The following is a 24,227-nucleotide window of genomic DNA, read 5'->3' on the forward strand; positions in this document are numbered from 1 at the left end:
TACGCAACCCGATTTCGCCGCCGCGACGCTAAACTGACGCCGGATTTTCGTGTGCGCCCGCAGCAATGCGGGCGAGGGCGACGGTCGGCGGCCGGTCTGGCGGGCCTGCCGACCGGAAACGGGTGTCGCCGCGCGAAGATTGCAGTCCCCCAACCCGGCGGCTCCACGAACGGCCGCCGGCACAGCAAAACAGCGCCCGGCACACCGAGGCGCGCCGCACCGCTTCCGGCGGAGGCGGGCAGAATGGAGAAGACATGGTTTCTGGAAACGAGAAGGACGGCCTGAAGCGGGGGCTGAAGAACCGGCACATCCAGCTGATCGCGCTCGGCGGCGCGCTCGGCACGGGGCTGTTCCTCGGCATCGCGCAGACGATCAAGATGGCCGGCCCGTCCGTGCTGCTCGGCTACGCGGTGGCCGGCGTCGTCGCGTTCTTCATCATGCGCCAGCTCGGCGAGATGGTCGTCGACGAGCCGGTCGCCGGCTCGTTCAGCTACTTCGCCGACAAGTACGTCGGCCACTTCACCGGCTTCCTGTCCGGCTGGAACTACTGGGTGCTGTACATCCTCGTCAGCATGGCCGAGCTGTCGGCCGTCGGGATCTACGTGCAGTACTGGTGGCCCGGCGTGCCGACCTGGGTGTCGGCGCTGGTGTTTTTCGTCGCGATCAACCTCCTGAACCTGGCGAGCGTGAAATCGTACGGCGAGACCGAATTCTGGTTCTCGATCATCAAGGTCGCCGCGATCGTCGGGATGATCGGCTTCGGCGGCTGGCTGCTCGCGAGCGGCCATGCGGGTCCCGAAGCGAGCATCGCGAACCTGTGGCAGCACGGCGGCTTCTTCCCGAACGGCGTGTCGGGGCTCGTGATGTCGATGGCGGCGATCATGTTCTCGTTCGGCGGGCTGGAGCTGATCGGCATCACCGCGGCCGAGGCCGACGATCCGAAGCACAGCATTCCGCGCGCGACCAACCAGGTGATCTACCGCATCCTGATTTTCTACATCGGCGCGCTGGCGGTGCTGCTGTCGCTGTATCCGTGGGAAAAGGTCGTCACCGGCGGCAGCCCGTTCGTGCTGATCTTCCACGCGCTGAGCAGCAACGTGGTCGCCAACGTGCTGAACGTGGTCGTGCTGACGGCCGCGCTGTCGGTCTACAACAGCGGCGTGTACAGCAACAGCCGGATGCTGTTCGGCCTCGCGAAGCAGGGCAACGCGCCCAAGGTGCTGTGCTCGGTGAACAAGCGCGGCATTCCGCTCGCCGCGCTCGGCGCGTCGGCGCTCGCGACCGGCGCGTGCGTGCTGGTCAACTACTTCATGCCGGGCAAGGCGTTCGAGGTGCTGATGGGCCTCGTCGTGTCGGCGCTGATCATCAACTGGGCGATGATCACGCTGATCCACCTGAAGTTCCGCCAAGCCAAGCGCATCGCCGGAGAGCAGACTTCCTTCCGCAGTCTGGGCTATCCTTTCACGAATTACCTGTGCCTGGCGTTCATGGCCGGCATTCTCGTCGTGATGTACCTGACGCCGGATCTCCGCCTGTCGGTGTACCTGATCCCCGTATGGCTCGCGGTGCTCGCGATCGGGTATCGCTTCCGGCAAAAGAATGCGGGCTACGCGATCCGCGACGGCGCGTCCGCCGGCTGACACGGGCATCACGACCATTCTTCCAAACGAGACCGACATAGCCATGTTCGAACACATCGACGCGTACCCGGGCGATCCGATCCTGACGCTCAACGAGAACTTCCAGAAAGATCCGCGCGATCAGAAGGTCAACCTGAGCATCGGCATTTATTTCGATGCCGAAGGCCGGATTCCCGTGATGGGTGCCGTGCGCGAAGCCGAAACCGCGCTGCAGCGCGACCTCGGCCCGAAGCCTTATCTGCCGATGGTCGGCCTTGCCGCGTATCGCGATGCCGTGCAGGCGCTCGTGTTCGGCGCCGATCACCCGGCGCGCGCGGCCGGCCGCATCGCGACCGTGCAGACGCTCGGCGGCTCGGGCGCGCTGAAGGTGGGCGCCGATTTCCTGAAGCGCTACTTCCCGGACGCGCAGGTGTGGCTCAGCGATCCGAGCTGGGAAAACCACCGCTTCATCTTCGAGCGTGCGGGTTTCACGGTGAACACGTACCCGTACTACGACGAAGCGACGGGCGGCCTGAAGTTCGACGCGATGCTCGCGGCGATCGACGCGCTGCCGGCGCGCAGCATCGTGCTGCTGCACGCGTGCTGCCATAACCCGACCGGTGTCGATCTCGACGAAGGCCAGTGGGAGAAGCTGATCGACGTGATCGAGGCGCGCGGGCTGCTGCCGTTCGTCGACATGGCGTATCAGGGCTTCGGCGCGGGCCTCGACGCGGACGCGTTCGCGGTGCGCGAACTGGCGCGCCGCGGCGTGCCGACGCTCGTCGCGAACTCGTTCTCGAAGAACTTCTCGCTGTACGGCGAGCGCGTCGGCGGCCTGAGCGTCGTCTGCGAGGATGCGGCCGCGGCCGAGCGCGTGCTGGGCCAGCTGGCCGGCGCGGTGCGCTCGAACTACAGCAACCCGCAAACCTACGGCGCGAAGGTCGTGGCGACCGTGCTCAACACGCCCGCGTTGCGCAAGCAGTGGGAAGAAGAGCTCGCCGCGATGTGCCGCCGCATCGCGCGGATGCGCCAGTCGATCCACGACGGCCTGCGCGACCACGTCGGCGGCGAAGCGCTGACGCGTTACGTGAAACAGCGCGGGATGTTCACGTACACGGGCCTGACCGAATCGCAGGTCGAAGCGCTGCGCGAAGTGCACGGCGTGTACATCCTGCGCTCGGGGCGCATGTGCGTCGCGGGGCTGAACGATTCGAACGTCGGCATCGTCGCGGACGCGATCGGCAAGGTGCTGAAGAGCGGCGTCTGACGGCGCGCCCGCGGGCGCCCAATCGCATCGCCGAAACCGGCTGTTTCCCTCGCGGAGACAGCCGGTTTTTTCTTGCGCGGCCGCGGCGCGGCGGTACGATGGCGGATCGAACGCATGATGAAGGAGCGGCATGGCTATTCGAATCGTACGGCTCGGCACGCCGCGCGCGGCCGGCGAGGGCCTGAGGATCGGCACGGTGCGGCGACCGCCGCGCGGCGTACCGAAGGCGGAATTCGCATCGCGCGACTACTATGATGTGTGGTTGCCGACGCTGTCGCCGAGCCCTGAGCTGGTCGCGCAGGCGCAGGCCGCCGAAACCGACGCCGAATGGCGCGCGTTCACGCGCCACTTCCGCGCGGAGATGGCGCATGGCGACGCGCCGAAGGTGCTGGACCTGCTCGCCGCGCTGTCGGCGACGAGCGCGTTTTCGATCGGCTGCTACTGCGAGGACGAGCGCCGCTGCCATCGCAGCGTGCTGCGCGAACTGCTCGCGGAGCGCGGCGCGGCGCTCGTCACGGATGCGGGCTGAACCCCGTCGGGCGGCACGACGGTGAGCCGCCTCGTGCGGCGCAGCGAGCCGGTTGACGTGGGTCAAGCGTGCGGCGGCGTGGGCCGTTATGCTCACGTCATGAATCGTCCCGACGATGACAGGCGGACAGATGCAGATAGCCTTTCCACCGGAACCGCCCGAATATTGCGCACGCGATCTGGTCGTCGCGTTTTCGGCGCTGGTCGACGGCCGCTGCGTGCAGTGCGCGATCACGGCTGAAGCGCTGGAAGACCATTTCGGCGCGCCGTCGCTGCTCGAACGGGATTTGCTGCATGCGTTCGAAGCGCACCGGTCGGCGATCGAGGCGATGGCACGACGGATGCTCGACGAAATCGGCGGCCGGCCGGTGTTGCTGCACAGCGGTCACTTCCGGATGGATGACTGATTCCGCAGGAGGATGCATGACACTGCAAGGCACGATTCATGAGCGCGACTGGTCGGTCGAGATCGAGACGCGGCAGTGCGAATCCGGCGAATTCCGATGCCGCGTGACGGTCGAGCACGGCAACGGGCCGGCGCGCTTTCACCACACGTTCGAGCACAGTCATGCGTACCCGACCGAGCACGAGGCGGCGATCGAAGGGTTGCGGGCCGGGATGACATGGATCGAAATGAAGGCGTCGCAGACATTCAACGTATGAAGCGCATCGTGCCGATGGCGGTGCGAATGCAACGCTGCCAGGGCAGTAATAGCCGCGGCCGTCATCGCGCTGCGTGAAGCAGGATCGTGCCGCGCGCGGGACACCGAGGCACGGAGACACAGGAACAGGCAACGCCGCCGACGAGCGGCGACCCCGTCAGGAGGAGCGCCATGGGCGTGGGCATGCAGATCGTCTGCGTCGGATTCGCGGGTTCCGCCGCGCTGGAAGCAGAAGCGGGGGTGCAGCTGGTGCGGCTGGAACGATTCCGCGCACGGCTGGAGGATTGCCGTCTGGTGATCGAATCGCGCCCGCGCATGGACGGCGGCCTGGCCTACGACGTGCGGCTCGAGCTGACCACGCGCGGCCGCTCGCCGGTATCGCTGCCGTGCAGCACCGGCGACGACCTGGTCGACGTGCTTGGCCGCGTGTTCACGCGGGCCGAGCAGACACTGTCCGCATGGCAGGCGGGCGAATCCGAAGCGGTCGCACTGCACGCGGCTACGCCAGGCGCCCCCGCGCCATGATGCGCGACGCGCCGTGCGTCACACCTGCGCGAGCGCCTGTGCGTCGATGATCCGCACGCGCTTGCCGCGCGTTTCGACGAGTGAATCCCGATGGAATCGCGAGAACATCCGGCTGACGGTCTCGAGCTTCATGCCGAGATAGCAGCCGATCTCCTCGCGCGTCATCCGCAGGTTGAATTCCGATGCCGAATAGCCGCGCGCCTCGAAGCGCGACGACAGGTTCAGCAGGAAATGCGCGACGCGCTGCTCGGCCGACATCGTGCCGAGCAGCAGCATCTGGCTCGACTCGCGGACGATCTCGCTGCTCAGCATCTGGTAGAGGAAATGCTGCATCGGCTTCATTTCGCGGCACGCCGCCTCGAGTGCGCCGAACGGGATGACGCACACGACGCTGTCCTCGAGCGCGATCGCGTCGCAGCAGTGCTGGCCGCCGCCGATGCCGTCCATGCCGAGCGTTTCGCCGGCGATCTGGAAGCCGGTCACGTGCTCGCGGCCGTCGCGATGCATCATCACGGTCTTGAACGAGCCCGCGCGCACGGCGTAGATGCTGTGAAACGGATCGTCGGTTCGGAACAGCGCGTCGCCCTGGCGAACCTGGCGCGTCGAACAGATGATCGCGTCCAGGCGGCCGTATTCGGCGGCGGTCAGGTGCGGCGGCAGGCACAGCGAGCGCATCAGGCAAGCCGAGCAGCGCGCGGCGGGATGTTTCGCGCCGTCGTTACGTGAGATCGCGGGAAGCGGAATCGTTGGCCGAGGCGCGACGGATGGGTCGGCGGCGCAGGCGGTGGCTGTGGACATGAGTCACTCCGGCTCGGTCAGGGGCGGTGCGCACGAGCGCGCACCAGGGATTCGATGACGTGGCATGCGGCGTCGAATTCGGCGGTCTTGTCGAAGAAATAGTCGGCGCCCGCCGTCGCGCATGCCTCCCTGAATGCCGGCGCCGAGTGGTTCGTCAGCACGATCGTGACGATCCGCGGCGCAGCCTTCGACAGCATCCCGATCAGGTCGAGACCGCTGCCGTCAGCGAGCCGCAGGTCGACGATCACGACGTCCGCGTGGCTGCCGCGGATGTGCGTCAGTGCGTCCTCGCCGTCTTCCGCCTCGCCGACGACCACGACGCCGCGGATCGCGCCGACGAGCAGCGCGATCCGTTGCCGGACGGCAATGGCGTGATCGACGAGAAACACCCGGAGTGCGACGGCGGGCGACAGGCTGGCATTCATGCCGGCAGTATCGTGTTGCGCCGCCGAAAATGAAATCGGCCGAATTGGAAGTTTGTGTAGGCCGCTGCGACGCGTTGTAGGGCGTTTCCTACAACGCGTACGGGAAAGTGGCGAGGCTGTGTGCGGGCGACACCGGGTGCGGCCCGCGCAGGCGGGGCGGATCGGGGGCCGCCGCCGCGGAATCAGCCGGCCGCGCGCGCGTCCAGCGCGTCGCGGGCCGTGCGGCACGCGGCCAGATCCCACGCGGCGCAGCCGACCGTTTTGAACAGCAGCGGCCCGCTGCGCTCGAACGCGCCGCGCAGCACGTCGGCGAGCGACGCGACCTGCTGCCAGTCGACTTGCGCGACGATCAGGTCGCCGGCCTCGTGGCGCGCGCCGGCCGGGTCGTCGACGACGAGCCGGCTGTGGCGCACGGTGTCGGCGTCGATCTCGGCGGCATCCGCGGTGAACGCGCCGACGCCGACCACGAGACGGCCTTCGCGCGCCGCTTCGCGATAGACGGGCGTGCGGCTCGTCGTCAGCGTGACGACGACGTCGATCGCATCGGGAATCGCGTCGCCGTCGAGGGGCACGAGCTGCGGCGCCTGCGCGCGGTGCGCGGCGCAGAACGTGGCCGCGCTGTCGGCGCGCGAGCCACGCACGTGCAGACGCGCGTCCGGGAAGATCGCCGCGAGCGCTTCCGCGTGATTGGCCGCCTGCTTGCCGGTGCCGATCAGCAGGATGTCGCGTGGCGCGGCGCCGTGCAGCGCCTGGATGCCGAGCGCGGTAATGGCTGCCGTGCGGCGTCCGGTGACCGTCGGGCCGTCGAGCACGAAGCGCAGCGCGCCCGTCGTCGCGTCGTATGCGCTCACCTGGCCGAGGATCGTCGGCAGTCCGCGCGCGCCGTTGCCGGGGCACACGTTCACGAGCTTGTGGCTCGCGAGGTCGCGTGCGCTCGACGGCATCGACAGCATCACGCCGCCCGCCTGCAGCGGCACGACCAGGCGTTCGGGGCTGACGAACTCGCCCGCCGCGTATTCGGCGACGGTGTGTGCGAGCGTGGCGAGCAGCGCGGGGTAATCGAGCAGCGCGGCCGTTTCGGCGGCGTCGAACGCGGGAATCCGGGAGAGAGCGGTCATCGTGTCGGTCGGTGTTGTGTCGGTGGGCGGGGACGACGTGCGCATGGCGCGCTCGCCCCGGAGGCTGCCGAATATCGAGATGGCAGTCATTCTGGATCGAATCTATACCAGTTGCCCGCAGACAGGCAAGCCGGAAAAGCCAGCAGACGGTCGATTTTGGTTCTAATATCCGTCCAGATGGGCGTCGCGCACACCGGCGCCGGTATCGCTCCGGTATAGTGCGAACCCGTTTCCCCGTCCACCACCCGACCGGGCAGGAGCCCAAGATGATGTCCGCACGTCCCGAATCGCTCGAAGCCGGTTTCCGGCCGTTGCAGATCTACGAACAGGTCGCCGAGAAGATCCGCGACGAGATCCGCGCGGGGCGCTATGCGGCCGATTCGAGGCTGCCGTCGGAGCGCGAACTCGCGGCGCTGTTCCAGGTCGGCCGGCCGGCCGTGCGCGAGGCGCTCGGCGCGCTGCAGAACGAGGGGCTGGTGTTCACGAAGCGCAATTCGGGCACCTACGTCGTGTCGGCGCCGCTCGACGTGCTCGCGCAGCGCGGCGACACGCACAGCGTGCCCGACGCCGACTTCAGCCCGACGTCGACGCTCGACGTGCGGCTCATCCTCGAGCCGGCGATCGCGCGCCTCGCCGCCGCGCACGGGCGCGCCGACCCCGTCGCCGAAGGCTATCTCGCGCAGATGGAAACCATCGCCGACATCGACGATCCGCAGCAGCGGGCGCTGTGGAACGAGAGCGACCGGCTGTTCCATCGGCAGCTCGCGTTGATGACCGGCGACGCGCTGATCGTGAAGATCGCGGAGGAAGTCGCGAAGACGATGGACCAGCCGCTGTGGAAGCGGCTGAAGGACGACGGCATCTACGACGCGGGCCGGATCCGGCTCTACGTGTCCGAGCACCGGCTGATCTACGAGGCGATCGTGTCGGGCGACGCCGATGCGGCCGCCTTCTACGTCGAACAGCACATTCTTCGTGTGCGGCGCGACATCACGCCGAAATGACGGGCATCACGTCAGTCTGGTCTTGAAAGTGACCAGAAGCGCAAAAATCATTTTGAAATTGCTTGCAAGTGGACCACTTGTGTCCTACATTGGTTCCACACAAAACCAATCAGGAGACAACCATGCGACACTTCGTTACCGCGCTCTCGGTGGCCGTTGCCGCCGGCGCGCTGACTTCCGCGCACGCGCAGGAAGTCGTGATGATCGGCCATTCGGCACCGCTGACCGGCCCGCAGGCCGCGAACGGCAAGGACAATGAAAACGGCGCGCGCCTCGCCGTCGACGAGCTCAACAAGGCCGGCGTGAAGGTGGCCGGCAAGACGGTCACGTTCAAGCTGGTGTCCGAGGACGACCAGGCCGACCCGAAGGCGGGCGTGCAGGTCGCGCAGAACCTGGTCGACAAGGGCGTCGTCGCGGTGCTCGGGCCGTACAACTCGGGCGTCGCAATTCCGGCGTCGCGCGTGTACAGCAACGCGGGCGTGCCGATCCTGCCGGTCGCGTCGAACCCGGCGCTCACGCGGCAGGGCTTCAAGAACATCTTCCGGATCGGCGCGAGCGACGAACAGCTCGGCGGCACGATGGCGACCTTCGCCGCGAAGACGCTGAACGCGAAAACCGCTGCCGTCATCGACGATCGCACCGCGTACGGGCAGGGCGTTGCGGAGCAGTTCATGAACGTCGCGAAGGCGAACGGGATCAAGATCGTCGACCAGGAATACACGAACTCGTCGGCGACCGATTTCCTCGGCATTCTCACCAAGATCAAGGCCAGCAATCCCGACGTGATCTTCCTCGGCGGTTATGCGGCGCAGGGCGCGCCGATGGCGAAGCAAATGAAGCAGCGCGGGTTGCGCGCGAAGCTGCTCGGCGGCGACGGCATCTGCTCGGCCGACATGGGCAAGGTCGCGGGCGAGGCCGCGTCGATCGTCTACTGCGCGCAGGGCGGCGTCGCGCTCGAGAAGACGCCGGCCGGCCGCGAATTCCTGAAGAAATACCACGACACCTATCACACGGACACGCAGGTCTACGGCGTCAACTACTACGACGGCATGAAGCTGCTTGCCGACGCGATGGTCAAGGCCGGCACGACCACCGACAAGGCGAAGCTGATCGCGCAACTGGCGAAGTCGAACTACGCGGGCGTCGCGGGCACCTATTCGTTCGACGAACGCGGCGACCTGAAAGGCGCGCCGACCACCGTCTACGTGATCCGCAACGGCCTGCCCGAGCCGTACGCGAAGTAACCGTCACCGGACGGCGCCGCGGCGCCGTCCTTCGTCTTCACGTCTTCGATCCTCCATGAAAATTTCCCGATCCCTTTCCACCGTCGAGGTCCATACCGGCGGCGAAGCCTTCCGCATCGTCACGAGCGGCCTGCCGCGCCTGCCCGGCGACACGATCGTCCAGCGCCGCGCATGGCTCAAGGAGAACGCCGACGAGATCCGCACGGCGCTGATGTTCGAGCCGCGCGGCCACGCCGACATGTACGGCGGCTACCTCACCGAGCCGGTGTCGGCGAACGCGGATTTCGGCGTGATATTCGTGCACAACGAAGGCTACAGCGACCATTGCGGACACGGCGTCATCGCGCTGTCGACCGCCGCGGTCGAGCTCGGCTGGGTGCAGCGCACCGTGCCGGAGACACGCGTCGGCATCGACGCGCCGTGCGGCTTCATCGAGGCGTTCGTGAAATGGGACGGCGAACACGCGGGGCCGGTGCGCTTCGTCAACGTACCGTCGTTCATCTGGCAGCGCGACGTGTCGGTCGACACGCCGTCGTTCGGCACCGTGACCGGCGACATCGCGTATGGCGGCGCGTTCTATTTCTACGTCGACGGCGCGCCGTTCGACCTGCCGGTGCGCGAAGCGGCGGTGGAAAAGCTGATCCGCTTCGGCGCCGAGGTGAAGGTCGCCGCGAACGCGAAATATCCGGTCGCGCATCCGGAGATCCCCGAAATCAACCATATCTACGGCACGATCATCGCGAACGCGCCGCGCCATCCGGACTCGACGCAGGCGAACTGCTGCGTGTTCGCGGATCGCGAGGTCGACCGCTCGCCGACCGGCTCCGGCACCGGCGGGCGCGTCGCGCAGCTGTACCAGCGCGGCCTGCTCGCGGCCGGCGACACGCTCGTCAACGAGTCGATCGTCGGCACGGTGTTCAAGGGACGCGTGCTGCGCGAGACGACGGTCGGCGACATCCCGGCCGTGATTGCGGAAGTGGAGGGCAGCGCGCATATTTGCGGGTTCGCGAACTGGATCGTCGACGAGCGCGATCCGCTGACCTACGGTTTTCTCGTGCGCTGAACGACGGCGCACGGCCCCCGGGTTGTACCAGGTTTGGCGCGCGGTCCCGTTGCGGGACGCGCGCCTTTTTTGTTGTAAAAATGCGCGATCCGGCACCGTTCGCGCGGGCCCGGGACGGCCGCCGGCCGGTGGGCCGCGCGAGTTTTGGTACGATGCAGCCTTTCCAGCAGATCCCCCACCCGCGTGAATCGCCGAAACGTGTCGTCAGTGCGTGACCTCTGTGCCAAATGGGTCGCGCGCGCCCAACCCGTCGCGGCCGCTGCCGCCGTGCCCGTCAAGCGTGTCCTGGCCAGTGCCTGGCACCATCTCCGTCATCCGACGCGCCGCGGCGTGCTGCGCGCGGCCGCCGCCGTACCGGTGCTGTTCGTGCTGTACGTGCTGGCGCTGATTCCGTTCACGCCCGGCATCGGCGACATTCGCAAGGCGCGCGTCGACCAGCCCGCGCAGGTGCTGTCCGCCGACGGCAAGGTGCTGGCGGAATTCAAGCCGTCGAACCGCGAATGGGTGTCGCTCAAGCAGATCTCGCCGCACATGGTCGACGCGCTGATCGCGACCGAGGATCATCGCTTCTACGAGCACCACGGCCTCGACTGGAAGCGCACGGCGTCGGCCGCGCTCCATACGTTCTCGGGCAGCCGCCAGGGCGGCTCGACGATCACGCAGCAGCTCGCACGCAACCTGTATCCGGACGAAATCGGCCGCGCGCCGACGCTCACGCGCAAGGTGAAGGAGGCGATCACCGCGCTGAAGATCGAGGCCGTGTACAGCAAGGACCAGATCCTCGAGACCTACCTGAACACGGTGCCGTTCCTGTACAACGCGTACGGCGTCGAGATGGCCGCGCGCACCTATTTCGACAAGTCGGCCGACGAGCTCGACGTGCTCGACAGCGCAACGCTCGTCGGGATGCTGAAGGGCAACAGCTACTACAACCCCGTGCTGAACCCCGAGCGCGCGCTGCAGCGGCGCAACACGGTGCTCGGCCAGATGGTCAAGTACGGCAAGCTGTCGCCGGCGCAGTTCGCGCAGTTGCAGCGCCGGCCGCTGCGCATCGATTTCGAGCGCCAGAAGGAACCGCCGGGACCCGCGCCGCACTTCGCGCAGCAACTGCGCAAATGGCTGATCGGCTGGGCCGACCGCAACGACTACAACATCTATTCCGACGGGCTGATCGTGCGCACCACGATCGATTCGCGGCTGCAGCAGATGGCGACCCAGGCGCTGACGCTGCAGGCGAACCAGTTGCAGGGCATCGCGAACAACGCGTGGAGCGGCCGCGACGGCTGCGGCACCGACAACGAGGTGTTCCGCGCCTTCATGCGCGAGTCGCCCGAGTACAAGGCCGCTCAGGATGCCGGCAAGAACGATGCCGTCGCGATGAAGCAGCTCGCCGCCGACCGCGGTTTCATGCGCGCGCTGTGCAAGGCGAAGACCGACGTGCAGGCCGGCTTCGTCGCGATCGATCCGCGTGATGGGCAGATTCGCGCGTGGGTCGGCAGCCGCGACTTCACGAACGAGCCGTTCGATCACGTCGCGCAGGCGCGGCGTCAGCCGGGCTCGACCTTCAAGCCGTTCGTCTATGGCGTCGCGTTCGCGAACGGGATGAAGCCGGACGACACCTTCATCGACCAGGCGGTCGAGATTCCGCTGAAGGGCGGCGAGATCTGGCGGCCGAACGACGACGCGCCGCCGTCGGGCAAGCCGATGACGCTGCGCGACGCGGTCGCGCTGTCGCGCAACCGGATCACCGCGCAGGTGATGGAGAAGGTCGGACCGGCGGCGGTGGCGCGGCTCGCGCGCGACATGGGCGTGCGCGAAAGCCCGCTCGAGCGCGTGCCGTCGCTCGCGCTCGGCACGAGCCCGGTGACGCTGAAGGAGATGGTCGCGTCGTACGCGACGATCGCGAACGGCGGCCTGTACGTCGAGCCGCAGATGGTGACGCGCATCGAGAACCGCCAGGGCGACGTGCTCGCCGAGTACGCGCCGGCGCCGCCCGAGCGCGCGCTCGACGCCGAGACCGACAAGACGCTGCTCGGCGTGATGCGCGACGTGGTGACGCGCGGCACCGGCAGCAGCATCCGCACGCGCTTCGGCATTCGCGGCGACGTGGCCGGCAAGACCGGGACGACGCAGGACAACGCGGACGGCTGGTTCATCCTGATGCAGCCCGGGCTGGTGGCCGGCGCGTGGGTCGGCTTCGACGACGGCCGCGTGACGCTGCGCAGCGACTATTGGGGGCAAGGCGCGCACAGCGCGCTGCCGATCGTGGGCGATTTCTTCCAGCGCGCGCAACGTGCCCGGATCGTCGACACGAAGCTGAAATTCGATACCGAGCCGTCGCCCGGCTGGTTCGCGTCGGTGCGCGAACGCGTGACGGACCTGTTCGACGGCTGGTTCGGGCCCGAGCCGAAGCAGGCGCCGGCGCCCGTCAGGACGCAGCGTATCGAGCGGCAGCCGGAGGCGGACGCCGCCGCGGCGTCGGCTGCGTCGGCTGCGTCGGCGCCCGAGGCGGCATCCGGCGGCATCGTCGAGGAGTGGGTTCCGGCGTCCGAGGTGGCGGCATCGGCCGCCGCGCTGTCGGCGGGCGCGTCGCAACCGCAGGCCGCGCAGCCGCCGGCGACGGGAGGCAGCGCGACGCCTGCGGGCAACACGGGCGGCGGGGGCCTCGGCTCCGCCCCGACCGTACCTTCGGCCGTACCGGCTCCGTCGGCGGCGCCGGTTTCACCCGGAGCGACCAGCGGTTCGGAGTAACGAGACGTTCAGATTTCGCGCGATGCTGCCGTAATACCGTTGTCACGACAGCTCGCGCGGCCGCTCCGCGCCTTTCCGATGCGGCTCATCACCGATCACGTCGCGCTCGCGCGCGACGACGTCTCCGCCGGCGTTCCGCTCGGCTTCGATCTCTACGATGCGGGCGGCGCCGCGCTGCTGCCCGCCGGCACGACGCTGCACGATCCCGCGCAGCATGCTTTCCTGTTCGATCATTTCCGGCCCGTCCGCCGACGCGATGACGCCGAGCCCGCCGCGCCGGCATCCGACACCGTGCCGGCGGCCATGCGAATGGGGCTATCGACCGGTGCCGCGATCGGCATCCGGCGACGGGTCGGCATGACCCGCGTGCTGCAGCGCTGCCGGTTGATCGGGATCGGCGCATCGGGTGCGCTGTTCGTCGAGCCGCAGCCGGCGGTCGTGCTCGACTTTGCCCGCGGCGACGACGTCGAGGCGGTCGCGATCGGCCGGTCGGCGGTGTCGCGTTTCGGTGCGACGGTCGAGGCTGTGCAGGCAGCGGGGGCCGCGCCGTTCATGGTGCTTTCGCCGCCGGGCTTCGTCGACCGGCTGCGCACGCGCGCCGAGCCGCGCGTCCAGGTACGGATCGCGGCCCGCTGCACGGGCGGGCCGGTGCAGGCGGAGGGGATCGGGATCGTTCGCGATCTCAGCCTGAGCGGGCTGTCGATCGCGCTCGACCGGGCGCTCGCGGCGGCCGGCGATCCGCTGCACGTGCAATTGCCGTATACGGATGGGGACCATGTCGCGTTGCTCACGCTCGACGGCACGGTGCGAGCGGTGCATGCCGATCCGGCGGTGCCGGGCTGGGCGCTTCACCACGCGGCGTTCGACGAAACGGCTGCCGACGACCGGATTCGCCTCAAGGCGTTGCTGTTCGACCTGTCCATGGCCGCCACGGACGCGGATCAGGTCCGCTGATGCGTTGACCGGGCAAACGTCGCAGCATGCTGCCGCATATTGGGTTCCGATCCGGCCATAATCCTCTGATGATTCAGCCGAATGCGCGGCAATTGTACGGATTCGGTCAACAGTGAATTTGCGATTTAAGTATTTACCCTGATGGCCGGGCCTCCTAGACTTTCATTCATGCGCAACGACTACCGAGTCCGAAGCGCCTGACAAAACAATCTGGAGGTAACGCATCATGAAATCGCTGATCAAGGCAGTTGCACTGGCCGCGCTGGTGGCCGCACCGATCGTCTCGTTCGCCCAATCGAACCAGCAGCCGCTGACGCGCGCGCAAGTGCGTGCCGAGCTGGTCCAGCTCGAAAAGGCCGGCTACAACCCGAACGACTGGATGAACTATCCGGAAAACATCCAGGCCGCACAGGCAAAGATCGCCGCGGCACAGAACACCGGTGCGCAGGCTGACGTAACGGGCTACGGCTCGAACCCGGTCGCGACGTCGCAGTCGGGCCAGCGCGTGAGCGTGCCGGCAGCAGCCGATCGTTCGTCGGTGTACTTCGGCCACTGAGCAAGCCGTTCGCCGCGCGGCCGTCGGGCCGCCTGCAAAGCCGTACCGAAAAGCCTGCACTCGTGACGAGTGCAGGCTTTTTTGCGTGCGCGGCAAGCGTGGCGCGGGCTGACAATCGATCGCGCGTGCGCTAGCATCGCGGTCGGCATTGCCACGCTGCGGCGGCCGCGACGGAAGTCGCGCCCGTCGGCCGGCGAGGTCGCGCACCGAGGCGCGGCGGCAAGCCCGGCATCACGTTCCACGACTTCAACGAAAACAAACAGGAGCATCCATGCGTGTCTTGACCGGTCTGCTGTGCGCGCTCGCGCTGACGGCGAACGTTGCCCATGCGCAGGCGAATTGTGCGGACGCGACGGATCAGGCGGCGATGACGGCGTGCGCCGATCGCGCGTACAAGAAATCCGACGCGGACCTGAACCGCACTTACCAGGCCGTCACCGCACGGCTGCGCGATGCGAAGCCGCTCGCGGAGAAACTCGTGAACGCGCAGCGCGCGTGGATCGCCACCGCGACGCCGAATGCAGCTTCTCCAGCGCGAACGCCGAAGGCGGCAGCGTGTATCCGATGGTCGTGTCGACCTGCCTCGACGATCTGACCAGGACGCGCAACGAGACGCTGAAGGGTTATCTGTCCTGCGAGGAAGGCGACCTGGCCTGTCCGGTGCCGGGGAAGTAAGACCGTGCAACGTCCAGCCGGCCCGCGCGTCGCGCGGCCGGCACGGTGCGCCTAGACGTCGTCCGTTTCGTCGAGCAGCTTGTGCCGCATCGCGTAGCGGACCAGCGCCGCTTCGTGCGGCATCTGCATCTTTTCCAGAATCCGGGTCTTGTAGGTGCTGACCGTCTTCGCGCTCACGCACAGCGCCTGTGCGATTTCGGTCAGCGTCTGTCCGGCGGCGATCCGGCGGAACACGTCGAATTCGCGATCGGACAGCCGCTGGTGCGGCAGCGTCTCGGCCGGTTCGTTCAGGCTCTGCGCGAACTGCTCGGCCATCGCGAGACTCACGTAGACGCCGCCCGATGCAACCTTGGTCACCGCGCCGACCAGTTCGGCGCTCGCGCTTTCCTTGGTCAGGTAGCCCGACGCGCCGGCGCGGAATGCGCGCACCGCGTATTGCTGCTCCGCATGCATGGTCAGCACGAGCACGCGCAGCGCGGGCTTCTCGTCCTTGATCTGCTTGATCAGCTCGACGCCGTTGCGGCCCGGCATCGACAGGTCGAGCACCAGCACCTGCGCGGGCGTCGAACGAATCAGCGCGATCGTCGACGGCCCGTCGCACGCTTCGCCGGCCACTTCGAATGCGGTCGCGTTCTGGAGAATGTGCCGCAGACCGTCGCGCACGAGCGTATGGTCGTCGGCGATGAGCACCTTGATCATGTGAGGGTGGTTTCCTGTTGAACGGTGCCGAGCGGGAACGCGACCGTGATCGAGAAGCCGCGCGCGAGCGCGGTATCGATCGTCACGCTGCCGCCCAGCATGTGTGCGCGTTCGCGAATGCCGATCAGGCCGAACGACTTGTCCTCGTGGGCGGTGCCGCCGGGTGCCGCGCCGCGGCCGTTGTCCGCGACGCGCAGCACGCAGAAGCCTTCCTCGATGTCGAGCCGCAGCGCGACGCGCGTCGCATCCGCATGGCGCGCGACGTTCGTCAGCGCTTCCTGGACGATCCGGAACAGCGTGGTCGCCCCGGTGCTGGTGAACGTGAGCCCGCCCGTTTCGATGCGGCGTTCGACGTCGATGCCGTAGCGGTTCGTGAAGTCGTTCGCCAGCCACTCGATCGCGGGCACGAGGCCGAGATCGTCGAGCATCACGGGGCGCAGGTCGGCTGCGATGCGCCGCACCGACGCGACGGTCGCGTCGATCAGCCGGCGCATGCCCTGCAGTTGCGACAGCACGTCGTCGTCGGGTTGCGCACGATTCGGCGTGCGCAGTTGCTGCTCGATGACCGACAGATCCATCTTCAGCGCGGTCAGCTGCTGCCCGAGGTCGTCGTGCAGTTCGCGCGCGATGCGGGTCTTTTCCTCCTCGCGCACGTTCTGCAGGTTCGCCGACAGTTCGCGCAGTTCCTCGCGCGACTGCTTCAGCGCATTCTCGGCGCGCTGCCGCTCGGTGATGTCGCGCAACATCACCGTATAGAGCTTGCCCGACGCGTCGCGGATCTGCGAGATCGACGCCTCGATCGGGAATTCCTCGCCGTTGCCGCGCAGCCCGAACAGCACGCGCTGACGGCCCATCTGCCGCTCGGATACGCCCGTCACGCCGAACTGGTCGACGTGCTTCGCATGTGCCGCACGAAACCGCTCGGGGATGAAGCGCGACAGCGGCGCGCCGATCGCCTCCATCGCCGACACGCCGAATACCTGCTCGGCCATCGGGTTGAAGATCACGACCGTCTGCTTCTCGTCGATCGTGATGATCGCTTCCATCGACGAACGGATGATGCCCATCATCCGCGCCTCGTTCAGGATGCCGCGGCTGCTGGCGCCCGTATCGGCGGTGCCGGCGCGGCCGCGCAGCAGCGCATGGACGAGTGCCGCGAACGCGAACGACGCGATCAGCCCCGCCGCGAGCACCGTGCCCGCCGCGCGCTGCGCGCCGGTTGCGCTCGGGCGGCCGTCCGCGGAATAGGCGAGCGTCAGCACGGTCCCGCCGAAAATCAGCTGGTCGGTGCGCCGCATCAGGTCGGGCGACGCGGAGGCCTCGTCGGTCGTCGTCTCGGCGCTCGCGATCGGCCGAGGATCGTCGCCGGCGCTGATCCGCAGGTCGAGCCCGCGTTCCGTGTCGAGCGCGCGCTCGATCAGGCGATTCGGGCTCACTTGCGCGAACAGCACGCCGTCGGCGCCGGTTTCATGGGCGCCGGCCGGTGCGGCGGTCGTGCGCTGCGAAGCCGTCGCGGGCAGGAACAGCGTGAGGGTGCGCGCATCGCGGGAGGTGTCGTCGTCGGCCGAATGGATGCCGAGAGCGACATCGCCGGTCCGCAGCGCGCGCGCGAGCGGGGCCCGATCCGGCGCGCCGAAGCGCACGCCGGCCGAGCTCGACACGGGCGCGCCGAGCGTCGCCACCGCGAGCGGGCCGGCCGGCATCGGCGCGTGGCCGGCGAGGGCGCTGCGCGCCGCGGGCGACAGCGGCGCATAGCCGAACTGCCGGATCGGCGAACGCCCGCTGTCGAGCTCGAGCGTGTCGGCGTAGCGGCGCCATTGCTCGGGCGTCATCTGCGGCGCGAGCGCGAACGCGCCGCGCGTGCTTTCGAGCACGGCGACGCCGGCTTGCAGCTCGTGGCGCAGCATCGCCGTCACGTGCGTGGTGCGTCGCTCGAAGCGCGTATGGACGGCGCCTTGCCACTGCTCGCGAACGAGCAGCGCGACGCCGAGCGACAGCGCCGCGCCGGCGAACAGCGTAACGACGCCAGCCGCGAGCGGCTGGCGTAACATGATCTGGAAGCGCGTGGGCCCTCGGGCGTCACGCGGCGGGGTTCCACTGGCGGTCATTCGATGGCCATTCTGGTGTCGGGGCCGCCCGTGGCACTCGGGCGGCGCGGCATAACCGGGAAAAATCGCACCGGCCGCGTGCGGCGTCTATTTTCAAGATGAAATTGTGCGCGTTTTATGCGTTTTTTGTAATAGGGTCAGCTAAAAATGAGATAGCCGGGCGGTGCAGCGGGCGTCCCGGCCGCGATTGACACGCGTCAACCGGCGTGTCGGCACGTGGGGCAGACTGTTCGGCAGGCGAGCCGGCATCGGGCCGGCTTGCGGTGACGGGGGCGTCGTGCGCGCGATGCGCGACGCGCGCCCGGTCGGAGGGTGGACCATGTACAAGCGGATTTTCGTCGGGCTCGATGGCAGCCCGAGTGCGCGTCTCGCGCTGAATGAAGCGATCAGGATCGCGGCGGCGTCCGGCGGCGAGGTGACGTGCGCGTATGTCGTCGAGCACCGGCCGCAGCTCGTCGACGTCGATGCGGGCTTCGCGGCCGAACACGACGGCGACGCGGCGGCAACCGATGCGGCGACGCCCGTGCTCGACGATGCGAAGGCGGCGCTCGCGCAGCGGAACGTGCCGGGCACCGTGCGCGCGCTCGACGCGTACGGCGAGGACATCGCCGCGGTGCTGATGCGCACGGCGGCCGAGGCCGGCGCCGATCTGATCGTGATGGGCACGAGCGGGCGGCACGGCCTGCGCCGGCTGCTGCTCGGCAGTGTCGCGGAATCGCTGCTGCGCGCGGCCGATCGGCCCGTGCTGCTGGTGCGCCACGACGAGCCGGCCGCGGCGGCATCCGCGTGACGGGGCGGTGCGGCGTCGCGCCGTGAGCGGCGGGCAGGCGGCCGCCGCGCGGATGGCGGTGCGATGGCGGGTGCGGCGGTGCGTCCGCGGCATCGATCGACGCGCGGCCGATATCTGGCGTCGCGACATCGCTACGGTGTGACCGCGTGGCGCGGGTTGCATCGCGGCCCGCACTTCTGGCAGCATCGGCCGGTGTTCGCTTCATCGTCGCGCGCCGCGTTTCGCGCGCGATCCAGTCGCCGCGTGCATGGTCGCGGCGATCGACGCAGCGGCACGCGACGTCGGCCGACGGGATTCCCGAACGGCCGGGCCGTGTGCCGCGTGCCCGGTTCATTCCTTCACCGACGTCATCCGCCATGCCGATCTCCGCCGCCGACCTGATTCACCAGTTCGATCTGCAACCGCACCCCGAGGGCGGCTATTTCCGCGAAACCTACCGCGCGGCCGACACGGTCGTGCGTCCGGCCGACGGCGCGCCGCGCGCGGCGTCGACCGCGATCTACTACCTGTTGTGCGAAGGCGCGTATTCGTCGTGGCACCGGATCCGTTCCGACGAGGTCTGGCATTTCTACGCGGGCGATCCGCTCGAAGTGTGGGTGCTCGACGAGCACGACGGCCTGACGATCCACCGGCTCGGCAACCCGCTCACGCACCCCGGCACCGTATTTCAGGCGGTCGTGCCGGCCGGGCGCTGGTTCGGTGCGCGCTGCGCGTCGCCGGAGCATGTCGCGCTCGTCGGCTGCACGGTCGCGCCGGGGTTCGAGTTCGCTGAATTCGAGCTTGCGGACGCGACGGCGCTGGCCGCCGCGTTCCCCGAGTACGCGGAATACGTCGCGGCGCTCGCGCAGCGCCCCGACGCGTGAGCGCGGCGGCCGCCTCCAACGGTAGCCGTTGCGCGCGGTCCCGGCCAAACCCGTTTAGAATGCACGATGGTGCGGGATCGGCCGCGGACGTGCCGCGGCGATCGCTGCCAGCCGTATCGACGGCCGCCTCCGTCGCACGGTCAGCATGTCTTCCAGGAGCGCCGCCGTGTGGCACTTTCCCATTGCGATTCCCTCGTCGCTCGGCCCGTGGGCCGTGTTCGCGAGCGTACTGATCACGCAGCTCGGCGTGCCGGTGCCGGCCGTGCCGATGCTGATTCTCGGCGGTACGATGGCGGCGATGGGGCAGGCGTCCTGGACGAGCATGTTCGCGGCGGCGATCGGTGCGACGATGCTTGCCGATTCGCTGTGGTTCTTCATGGGCCGCACGCGCGGCCGGCGCTTGCTGAACGGGCTCGTGCGATTCTCGCTGTCGCTCGACACGACGCTGCGCTTCGCGCGTAACGTATTCGAAAGATACGGCGCGCCGCTGCTCGTCCTTTCCAAATTCCTGCCGGGCCTCGGCCTCGTGTCGGCGCCGCTGCTCGGCACGACCGCGATCGGCATCGGCGTGTTCCTGTTCTGGGATCTGGCCGGCGCGTCGCTATGGGCTGCGTTCTGGCTCGTCGGCGGCGCGGCCGTGCATGACCAGATCGTGCAGTTCGTGCTGTGGGTGCGCGCGAGCGGCGGCACGATCCTCGATGCGTTCCTCGCGATCTTCATCACGTTCCTGCTGTACCGCTGGGTGCGCCGCGTGCAGTTCCGCCGCTACCTCGCGCAGGTGCGCATCTCCCCGCCGCAGCTCGTCGAAATGATGACGTCGAGCGAGCCGCCGCTGATCTTCGATGCGCGACCGCGCGCGATTCGCGAACGCGAGCCGTACCGGATCGCCGGTGCGGTGCCGGTCGATCTCGATTCGCCGGACCTGCTGGATCCTGAGCTGCTGAAGCGGCCGATCGTCGTGTATTGCGTGTGCCCGAACGAGGCGACCGCGAAGCGTCTGATCGCGAAGATGCAGCGCAAGAAGATGATCCACAACATCCGCGCGCTGAAGGGCGGCCTCGATGCGTGGGAAAAGCACGGCTATCCGGTCGAGCCGCTGCCGGCCGATCTCGATTCATCGCGGTATTTCGTGCGGCCGGAACATGCGGCGCTCGCAGGCGAATATACGGTGCGGGCGACGTTGTCGAAATAAATCGTGCGCGGGATTCCGCGCACATCCCGATTTCACCTCCGCTTTCACGCTTCGCATTCCCGCTAAAATCGGCTGGCTAGAAACCACCGATTATTCTTATAATCCCGCCTGCATATTGCGTGTGCTTGATTGCGCACATTCGACGCGCGTTCGTTCGCACCGAAAGCGATTGATCCCGTTGCTGCCCGTCACGCGCACAGACGCGTCGCACGGGCTAGACGGGCGTATTCCGTGAAAGGCCCGATCCGTTTTCCGGATTGTTCCGGAAAATGCCGATAATCAGCGGCGATTCCAATCGGAGTGGCGCAGTATCCGCAACGTTTTTCATCCGGAAAACGATGGCGGGATTTTTCGTTTTCGGTTTGCCGGTATCGGCATGAACGGCCGCGCATTGACATCCACAATGACGGCGGCCCGTTCGCGGCTGCCAGGAGACGGACTTGAAACAACCAGAAGACCAGCTGCACCGCGGGCTGGAGGAGCGACACATCAACCTGATGGCGCTCGGCGCGACGATCGGCGTCGGCCTGTTCCTCGGCTCGGCCACCGCGATCCGCACGGCCGGCCCGGCCATCCTGCTGACCTACCTGCTGGGCGGCATCGCCATTTTCCTGATCATGCGCGCGCTCGGCGAAATGGCGATCTCCAATCCGGTCGCCGGCGCGTTCAGCCGCTATGCGCGCGACTACCTCGGCCCGCTCGCGGGCTACCTGACCGGCTGGACCTACTGGTTCGTGTGGATCGTCACCTGCATGGCGGAGATCACCGCGGTCGGCGTCTACATGCACATGTGGTTCCCGGGCGTGCCGAACTGGATCTGGGCGCTCGCGGCGCTCACGGCGATGGGCGCGGTGAACTTCATCGCGGTCAAGCTGTACGGCGAATTCGAATTCTGGTTCGCGCTGATCAAGATCGTCACGATCGTGCTGATGATCGTCGGCGGCGGCCTCATGATCGCATTCGGCATCGGTAACGGCGGCGTCGCGACGGGCATCTCGAATCTGTGGGCCCACGGCGGCTTCATGCCGAACGGCATCGACGGCGTCATCGGCGCGCTGCCGATCGTGATGTTCGCGTATCTCGGCGTCGAGATGCTCGGCCTCACGGCCGGCGAGGCGCGCAATCCGGAGAAGTCGCTGACGAAGGCGGTGAACTCGGTATTCTGGCGCGTGCTGATCTTCTACATCGGCGCACTGTTCGTGATCATGTCGCTCTATCCGTGGGACCAGATCGGCACGCAGGGCAGCCCGTTCGTGATGACGTTCTCGCGGCTCGGGATCCCGGCCGCCGCCGGCATCATCAACTTCGTCGTGCTGACCGCAGCGCTGTCGTCGTGCAACAGCGGCCTGTTCAGCACCGCGCGGATGCTCTACAACCTCGCGCAGCAGGGCCAGGCGCCGGCCAGCCTCGGTCGCGTGAACCGCAACGGCGTGCCGGTGTACGGCGTCGCCGTGTCGGTCGCGCTGCTGCTGATCGGCGTGCTGCTCAACTATCTGGCGCCGCAGCAGGTGTTCACGTGGCTGACGTCGGTGTCGACGTTCGGCGCGATCTGGACGTGGTGCGTGATCCTGATCGCGCAGATGCGTTTTCGCCGCACGCTGTCGGCCGACAGGATCGCGCGCCTGCCGATCCGCGTGCCGTTTTATCCGCTCGGCTCGTTCGTCGCGCTCGGGTTTCTCGCGCTGGTCGTCGTGCTGATGGCATTCACGCCGGACACGCGTGTCGCGCTCGTGATCGGCCCGGCGTGGATCGTGCTGCTCGGCATCGCATACGCGGTGTTCTACGCGAACCGCGCGGGCGCGCCCGCGTCGACGAAGTCGTAAGCGGGCAGGGCAAAAGTCGCCGCTCGGCGCGCCACGCGTGTGCGCGCCGCGCATCGCGGCCCGCACGGGCATTGATTACGATCATGCACGTGCGGGCCGGACGACATATGCTGTCTGAATCGCTTGTCCGCGCTTCGCGTGGCCGTCCGCCGATCCCTGCGACCGCGTCGGCCGTTCGTCCGCCGCGCGCCGCCGCCCGCGCGAAGCTCCGGTCGTCGTCCGCGACGACGCGTCCGCCAGGAGATCTTCGCCATGCCATCCAGCCCGACCATCCCGCCGCTCGCCCGAATTTCGCTGGCCGTCGACCTGACGCCGGAATCGCTGGCCGCCGCGCGCTACATGCGCACGCTGCTGCGTCCCGGCATGCAGGTGCGCATCGTCTGCGCGATCGACAATCCACGTCTCGTGCTGCCCGACATTCCGCGCGTCGACGCGCTGCTGACCTCGGCGCGCGAGGAGATGACGCGCGAGGCGCAGGCGACGCTCGAGCGCATCGCGGCGCTGTTCGCCGGGAGCGGCGCGGAGATCGAGCAGGTGATCATCGATACGTCGGTCACGGGCGGCACGGTGGCCGATGCACTCGCGAACGACACGTTGGCGTCGCGCGCCGACGTGCTCGTGGTCGGCGCCAATCCGCACCATGGGCTGTTGCGGCTCGTCGAGGGCGCGGTGTCCGACACGCTGGCCTCGCGCGCACGCTGCGCGCTGCTGATCGTGCCCGCCGACTACACGCGGCCGTCGGAGGGACCGCTGCAGCGCCTGATGTTCGCCGTGGACGGCAGCGAGCCGTCGCTGCATGCGGTGCGCGTCGGGCTCGGCTTCGCGGCGCCGACGACGCTGCTGTACGCGGCCTATGTCGTCGATCGGGCGGTTCGTCTGACGGATCTCGTGCCGGTGCGCGCGCTCGAGGATGCGTATCGCGCGGAGGGCGAGGATGCGCTGGCGCGGGTCGGCCCGCTGTTCCATGCAATGGGGAATCCGACCAAGCGCGGCATCGTCGAAACCCGTCCGACCAGCGACGACGTCGCCCATGCATTGATGCGCGACGCGGTGCACTGGCATGCGGAACTGCTGGTGGTCGGCACGCATGGCCGGCGCGGCATCGCCGCCTGGCTGATCGGCAGCGTGGCGCGCCGGATCTCGCATCTCGCGCAGGTGCCGGTGCTGCTCGTGCGCGGCGCGGAGTGAACGTCTCGACGCGACCGTGGCGAAGCGGCCTTTCATTGACCTGCATCAGAATCGCCGTGCGCCTCGCATGAGATAGTGACAGAACGTCCGTCGTCCTGTTTTGGGGCGCGACGATTCGATACGTCGGGTCCAGAACCGCGCGAACGGGCGCATATCCGACGCGGTCGCTCGCATTTCAACCGATTTCCGGCGCCGTGCCACGCAGCGCGTGGCGCATCAGCCGATCACGAACTCTCTGGCGCGAGGGTAGGCAGCCGACGGCTGCCTTGGAATGACGGACGGGGTGATTTTCACCCCGTCCGCTTCCTGGCCCCGTGCAGACTACTTTTCCTCGCAGGTATTTTTGGGTCGATGTCGTCGTGCGGAACGGCGTGT

At 68.1% G+C, this 24,227-nt stretch carries 22 protein-coding genes and 1 pseudogene; 18 read left to right on the plus strand and 5 right to left on the minus strand.

What is annotated here, in order from left to right:
• Positions 1-254: 254 nt before the first annotated feature.
• The 6 genes from WS46_RS07915 to WS46_RS07940 all read left to right on the plus strand — a co-directional run bounded on the left by WS46_RS07915 (position 255) and on the right by WS46_RS07940 (position 4,601).
• The gene (locus tag WS46_RS07915; RefSeq protein ID WP_059525363.1) at positions 255-1,640 is read left to right on the plus strand and encodes an amino acid permease; all 1,386 of its coding nucleotides are present in this window, start codon (positions 255-257) and stop codon (positions 1,638-1,640) included.
• A gap of 43 nt (positions 1,641-1,683) precedes the next feature.
• Positions 1,684-2,886 carry an amino acid aminotransferase gene (locus WS46_RS07920; protein ID WP_059525365.1) on the plus strand — a complete coding sequence of 401 codons (1,203 nt, stop codon included), beginning with the start codon at positions 1,684-1,686 and terminating at the stop codon, positions 2,884-2,886.
• Between the two features lie 130 nt (positions 2,887-3,016).
• Entirely contained in the window at positions 3,017-3,415 is a 399-nt protein-coding gene (locus tag WS46_RS07925; RefSeq protein WP_059690042.1) for a DUF488 domain-containing protein, read from the plus strand.
• Positions 3,416-3,530: 115 nt separating this feature from the next.
• Positions 3,531-3,821 (plus strand): DUF1488 domain-containing protein, encoded by a 291-nt coding sequence (locus WS46_RS07930; protein ID WP_059525369.1) that lies wholly within the window; start codon positions 3,531-3,533, stop codon positions 3,819-3,821.
• Positions 3,822-3,837: 16 nt separating this feature from the next.
• Positions 3,838-4,077, plus strand: a complete 240-nt coding sequence (locus WS46_RS07935) for a hypothetical protein (RefSeq protein ID WP_059525371.1) — start codon at positions 3,838-3,840, stop codon at positions 4,075-4,077.
• 170 nt (positions 4,078-4,247) lie between these two features.
• Positions 4,248-4,601, plus strand: coding sequence for a hypothetical protein (locus WS46_RS07940; RefSeq protein ID WP_059690043.1), 354 nt, complete (start codon positions 4,248-4,250; stop codon positions 4,599-4,601).
• 18 nt (positions 4,602-4,619) lie between these two features.
• Here the strand turns inward: WS46_RS07940 and WS46_RS07945 are convergent, their stop codons facing one another.
• The 3 genes from WS46_RS07945 to lhpI all read right to left on the minus strand — a co-directional run bounded on the left by WS46_RS07945 (position 4,620) and on the right by lhpI (position 6,942).
• Positions 4,620-5,399: a helix-turn-helix domain-containing protein gene (locus WS46_RS07945; protein WP_059525375.1), complete on the minus strand. Its 780-nt coding sequence runs from the start codon at positions 5,397-5,399 to the stop codon at positions 4,620-4,622.
• A 17-nt stretch (positions 5,400-5,416) separates the two neighbouring features.
• Complete coding sequence (locus WS46_RS07950; RefSeq protein ID WP_059690044.1) at positions 5,417-5,824, minus strand: response regulator transcription factor; 408 nt, start codon at positions 5,822-5,824, stop codon at positions 5,417-5,419.
• A gap of 182 nt (positions 5,825-6,006) precedes the next feature.
• Entirely contained in the window at positions 6,007-6,942 is a 936-nt protein-coding gene (lhpI, locus tag WS46_RS07955; protein WP_059690222.1) for a bifunctional Delta(1)-pyrroline-2-carboxylate/Delta(1)-piperideine-2-carboxylate reductase, read from the minus strand.
• Positions 6,943-7,208: 266 nt separating this feature from the next.
• Between lhpI and WS46_RS07960 the strand changes: the two genes are divergently transcribed.
• The 7 genes and pseudogenes from WS46_RS07960 (at position 7,209) to WS46_RS07990 (ending at position 15,189) form a co-directional block, all read left to right on the plus strand.
• Positions 7,209-7,946, plus strand: a complete 738-nt coding sequence (locus WS46_RS07960; RefSeq protein ID WP_059690045.1) for a FadR/GntR family transcriptional regulator — start codon at positions 7,209-7,211, stop codon at positions 7,944-7,946.
• A gap of 122 nt (positions 7,947-8,068) precedes the next feature.
• Positions 8,069-9,190 carry a branched-chain amino acid ABC transporter substrate-binding protein gene (locus WS46_RS07965; RefSeq protein ID WP_059690046.1) on the plus strand — a complete coding sequence of 374 codons (1,122 nt, stop codon included), beginning with the start codon at positions 8,069-8,071 and terminating at the stop codon, positions 9,188-9,190.
• A gap of 55 nt (positions 9,191-9,245) precedes the next feature.
• Positions 9,246-10,253 carry a trans-3-hydroxy-L-proline dehydratase gene (gene lhpH / locus WS46_RS07970; RefSeq protein WP_059690047.1) on the plus strand — a complete coding sequence of 336 codons (1,008 nt, stop codon included), beginning with the start codon at positions 9,246-9,248 and terminating at the stop codon, positions 10,251-10,253.
• Positions 10,254-10,451: 198 nt separating this feature from the next.
• Positions 10,452-13,004 carry a penicillin-binding protein 1A gene (locus WS46_RS07975; protein ID WP_179949133.1) on the plus strand — a complete coding sequence of 851 codons (2,553 nt, stop codon included), beginning with the start codon at positions 10,452-10,454 and terminating at the stop codon, positions 13,002-13,004.
• Positions 13,005-13,082: 78 nt separating this feature from the next.
• Positions 13,083-13,958, plus strand: a complete 876-nt coding sequence (locus WS46_RS07980) for a PilZ domain-containing protein (protein ID WP_059690223.1) — start codon at positions 13,083-13,085, stop codon at positions 13,956-13,958.
• 226 nt (positions 13,959-14,184) lie between these two features.
• Positions 14,185-14,514 carry a DUF4148 domain-containing protein gene (locus tag WS46_RS07985; RefSeq protein WP_059690049.1) on the plus strand — a complete coding sequence of 110 codons (330 nt, stop codon included), beginning with the start codon at positions 14,185-14,187 and terminating at the stop codon, positions 14,512-14,514.
• A 271-nt stretch (positions 14,515-14,785) separates the two neighbouring features.
• Positions 14,786-15,189 (plus strand): annotated as a pseudogene (locus WS46_RS07990) (lysozyme inhibitor LprI family protein).
• 51 nt (positions 15,190-15,240) lie between these two features.
• Here the strand turns inward: WS46_RS07990 and WS46_RS07995 are convergent.
• Together WS46_RS07995 and WS46_RS08000 are read right to left on the minus strand one after the other, a co-directional pair.
• Positions 15,241-15,888 (minus strand): response regulator transcription factor, encoded by a 648-nt coding sequence (locus WS46_RS07995; protein ID WP_059467935.1) that lies wholly within the window; start codon positions 15,886-15,888, stop codon positions 15,241-15,243.
• On the minus strand, positions 15,885-17,996 hold the full coding sequence (locus tag WS46_RS08000) for a PAS domain S-box protein (RefSeq protein ID WP_059690050.1): 2,112 nt from the start codon (positions 17,994-17,996) through the stop codon (positions 15,885-15,887). The genes WS46_RS07995 and WS46_RS08000 overlap by 4 nt, the downstream gene beginning before the upstream one ends.
• 319 nt (positions 17,997-18,315) lie before the next feature.
• Between WS46_RS08000 and WS46_RS08005 the strand changes: the two genes are divergently transcribed.
• The 5 genes from WS46_RS08005 to WS46_RS08025 all read left to right on the plus strand — a co-directional run bounded on the left by WS46_RS08005 (position 18,316) and on the right by WS46_RS08025 (position 23,852).
• Positions 18,316-18,786, plus strand: a complete 471-nt coding sequence (locus tag WS46_RS08005; RefSeq protein WP_059525714.1) for a universal stress protein — start codon at positions 18,316-18,318, stop codon at positions 18,784-18,786.
• Positions 18,787-19,142: 356 nt separating this feature from the next.
• A complete protein-coding gene (locus WS46_RS08010; RefSeq protein WP_059690051.1) occupies positions 19,143-19,649 on the plus strand; it encodes a cupin domain-containing protein in 507 nt (168 codons plus the stop codon).
• A 166-nt stretch (positions 19,650-19,815) separates the two neighbouring features.
• A complete protein-coding gene (locus WS46_RS08015) occupies positions 19,816-20,841 on the plus strand; it encodes a DedA family protein/thiosulfate sulfurtransferase GlpE (RefSeq protein ID WP_059525400.1) in 1,026 nt (341 codons plus the stop codon).
• Positions 20,842-21,281: 440 nt separating this feature from the next.
• A complete protein-coding gene (locus WS46_RS08020) occupies positions 21,282-22,664 on the plus strand; it encodes an amino acid permease (protein ID WP_059690052.1) in 1,383 nt (460 codons plus the stop codon).
• Between the two features lie 252 nt (positions 22,665-22,916).
• Positions 22,917-23,852, plus strand: coding sequence for a universal stress protein (locus tag WS46_RS08025; RefSeq protein ID WP_059690053.1), 936 nt, complete (start codon positions 22,917-22,919; stop codon positions 23,850-23,852).
• Positions 23,853-24,227 lie beyond the last annotated feature (375 nt).

It is taken from the genome of Burkholderia sp. RF4-BP95, assembly GCF_001521985.1.
Classification (GTDB): domain Bacteria; phylum Pseudomonadota; class Gammaproteobacteria; order Burkholderiales; family Burkholderiaceae; genus Burkholderia; species Burkholderia diffusa.